Origin of the sequence: Sulfitobacter sp. HI0040 (genome assembly GCF_001634885.1) — a bacterium.
Classification (GTDB): Bacteria; Pseudomonadota; Alphaproteobacteria; order Rhodobacterales; family Rhodobacteraceae; genus Sulfitobacter.
This window is the reverse complement of record NZ_LWEX01000239.1, coordinates 1-349: the sequence shown is the minus strand read 5'-3', so window position 1 is coordinate 349 and position 349 is coordinate 1. Positions and strand designations below refer to the sequence as shown.

The 349-nt window shown below is 69.6% G+C and carries 1 pseudogene; it reads right to left on the bottom strand.

The window, feature by feature from the left end:
- Positions 1 to 167: 167 nt before the first annotated feature.
- Positions 168 to 349: pseudogene (locus tag A3728_RS12945) on the bottom strand (tRNA dihydrouridine synthase DusB); the annotation flags it as partial.

Genomic DNA, 349 nt, shown 5'->3' with positions numbered 1-349 from the left:
GAGCGGGTCGTCCACCGCGATCACATCCCAGACGGGCTGGCCCAGTACCGATTTGGCCGACACGTTGAGGAAGCCTTCCGCGGCGGGGTTCACATCGCGGATACCGTCATCGGCCCCGATCACCACCGCCGGAACCGGCAGCGATGTCCAGATATCGCCCGGATCGCTCATGCCGCCTGCCGTCGGGCGGCCTGCCCCAGCGCGCGGGGCAGCAGCGCCATGACCTCCGCCGGGCTGCGCGCCGTCAGAACCGCGCGGCGCACGTCGGCGGGTGTGCCACAACCGTCCATGTACCAGCCAAGGTGTTTGCGCGCGACCCGCAGCCCCAGATCCGCTCCGTAGAAAGACA